The 2,281-nt window shown below is 74.4% G+C and carries 4 protein-coding genes; 3 read left to right on the top strand and 1 reads right to left on the bottom strand.

Features of this window, described 5'->3' with window-relative positions:
• From AB0J52_RS37000 to AB0J52_RS36990, 3 genes are all read left to right on the top strand, one after another.
• Window positions 1-451, top strand: a 451-nt coding sequence (locus AB0J52_RS37000; RefSeq protein ID WP_500187576.1) for a hypothetical protein, incomplete at its 5' end; no start/stop codon positions are given.
• Between the two features lie 64 nt (window positions 452-515).
• Window positions 516-1,067, top strand: coding sequence for a methylated-DNA--[protein]-cysteine S-methyltransferase (locus tag AB0J52_RS36995; protein WP_500187574.1), 552 nt, complete (start codon window positions 516-518; stop codon window positions 1,065-1,067).
• A 50-nt stretch (window positions 1,068-1,117) separates the two neighbouring features.
• Window positions 1,118-1,519 (top strand): VOC family protein, encoded by a 402-nt coding sequence (locus tag AB0J52_RS36990; protein ID WP_500187572.1) that lies wholly within the window; start codon window positions 1,118-1,120, stop codon window positions 1,517-1,519.
• A gap of 7 nt (window positions 1,520-1,526) precedes the next feature.
• On the opposite strand, the gene AB0J52_RS36985 is transcribed toward AB0J52_RS36990, so the two are convergent.
• On the bottom strand, window positions 1,527-2,281 hold a 755-nt coding region (locus tag AB0J52_RS36985), incomplete at its 5' end, for an oxidoreductase (protein ID WP_500187570.1).

Genomic DNA, 2,281 nt, shown 5'->3' with positions numbered 1-2,281 from the left:
CGCCGTGCTCGCCTACGCGGCGTCCGCGCAGGAGGCCGCGAGCCGAGCCACGGCCCTGGAGGCGCTGCTGGTCCTGGCGTCCCGCGGCCTCCTCCCGGCCGCCGACCTCGGCCGGACGATCGCGGCGCTGGTGGACCTGGGCGGTGTGAGGCTCACCCGGATCGTCGGCGTCCTCGCCGAGGCCGTCCACGCGGGCGCGCACGCGCAGGTCTGGGAGACCGCCCGGGCGGCGCTTCCGCCGCTGCTCACCGCGGCCGCGACGCGCAGGACGGCGGACGCGCCCCGGGGCCTGGCCGACCTGCTGCAGCTCGCCGCCCGCTGCGCCGAGACCGTGGACGTCAGCGCCGGGGCAGGGTGGGCCGGCCTCGCGGACATCGCGGAGCGCGGCGGGACGAGCGCTCTGGTCCGGGAGGCGCGCCGCCTCCAGCGGACCCTGTCCCCGGGGAGGTGAAATGTCGGGGGATCCGCGTACGGTGGTCGCGGCGGATCCCCCGACACCGCGGAGAGTGCAGAGCATGTCCGAGACAGTGGCGTTCGGCGCGGCCGAGACGGCCCTCGGCCGGTTGCTGGTCGCCGCGACCGAGACCGGCGTCGCCATGGTGACCTGGCGGGACGCGCCCGGCACCCGCGCACGGGCCCAGGCCCGGCTGGGCCTGCCCGTGGTGGACGACCCGGCCCGCCTGGCCGAGCCGCTGCTCCAGCTGAAGGCGTTCTTCTGCGGCGACCCGCACGCGTTCACCGTGCCCATCGACTGGCGGCTCACCAACCCGCTGCAGCGCCAGGTGCTCGGCGCGCTGTACGAGGGCGTCCCGTGGGGGAAGACGATCACCTACGGCGGGCTGGGCGACCGCTCCGGGGCCGGGGTGAACGCGCAGGCCATCGGGCAGGTGATGGGCTCCAACCCGGTCCCGGTCATCGTGCCCTGCCACCGCGTCGTGGCGTCCAACGGGCTCGGCGGGTACAGCGGCGGCAGCGGCATCGAGGTCAAGCGCTGGCTCCTCACCATGGAGGGCGCGCTGCCCGCGACGCTCGACTGGTCCCTCGACGAGGGCCCCGTCCCCCTCTGACCTGCGCTCCGGGTTCGGCTCGGCGGCGGGGCCTGTGCCAAAATCGCGGCATGCTGCGACTCACCGACTTCATCATCGACTGCCCGGACACGCTGGAGCTGGCGTCCTTCTACTCCGAGGTGACGGGACGCCCCGTCAAGGACGGCAGCGACGAGAGCTGGGCCGGCATCAAGTTCGGCGAGATCGAACTGGCCTTCATCCGGGTGGACGACTACCGCGCGCCCCAGTGGCCGGACACCGAGCACCCCAAGCAGTTCCACCTCGACTTCGAGGTGGACGACGTGGAGGCCGAGGAGCGGCGCGTCCTCGCCCTCGGCGCGACGCTGCGGCAGGACTTCATCAACGCCGAGGGCTACGGCTGGCGGGTCTACACCGACCCGATCGGCCACCCGTTCTGCCTGTGCCGAAACAAGGGCGTCAGCTGGACCGACGAGGGCCCGGTCTACCCGTAGCGTCCACCTAGTAGACGATGCCGGTGAGCTTTTCGGACTCCTCCCAGAGCCGGCGGGCGGTCTCGATGCTCCCGGCCTGCGGCGGCGCGAGGACCTTCACCGGGGTGCCCCGGTACTGCAGGAGGCGCGGGCCGTAGCAGGCGCCGGGCGTCACGTCCGGGACGACGGCCGCGTACAGGGACGGCAGGGCGCCCATCGCGGCGGACTGGGCGACGACCGCGTTCGCCACGTCGTTGAGGCGCTCCCGCAGCCGGTGCCCGGCCATGCGCGGCCCGGCCGCCTGGAGGTTGGTGGCGGCGTAGCCCGGATGCGCGGCGACGCTGGTGACGTCGGGGACGCGCCGCGCCAGTTCCTTGGTGAACAGCAGGTTCGCGAGCTTGGACTGCCCGTAGGCGAGCCACGGGTGGTAGGCGCGTTCGGCCTGGAGGTCGTCGAAGCGGATCCGGCCCGTCCAGGCGATGCCGCTGGTCACCGTGACGACGCGGGGCGCCGGCGCGGCGCGGAGGGCGGGCAGCAGCAGGCCGGTCAGCGCGAAGTGGCCGAGGTGGTTGGTGCCGAACTGCATCTCGAAGCCGTCGGCCGTGGTGCGCTTCGGCAGGGCCATGACGCCCGCGTTGTTGACGAGGATGTCGAGCGGTTCGTCCGCCCGGCGCCGGGCGAAGGCGCGCACCGAGGCGAGGTCGGCCAGGTCGAGCGGGAGGAGGGCGAGGTCGGCGTCCGGGACGGCGGCGCGGATCCGGTCGAACGCCGCCTGGCCGCGCT

Source organism: Spirillospora sp. NPDC049652, assembly GCF_040675125.1.
In the GTDB taxonomy this organism is placed as follows: domain Bacteria; phylum Actinomycetota; class Actinomycetes; order Streptosporangiales; family Streptosporangiaceae; genus Spirillospora.
The sequence above is the reverse complement of the archived record's forward strand: the minus strand, read 5'-3'. Positions and strand labels throughout refer to the sequence as shown.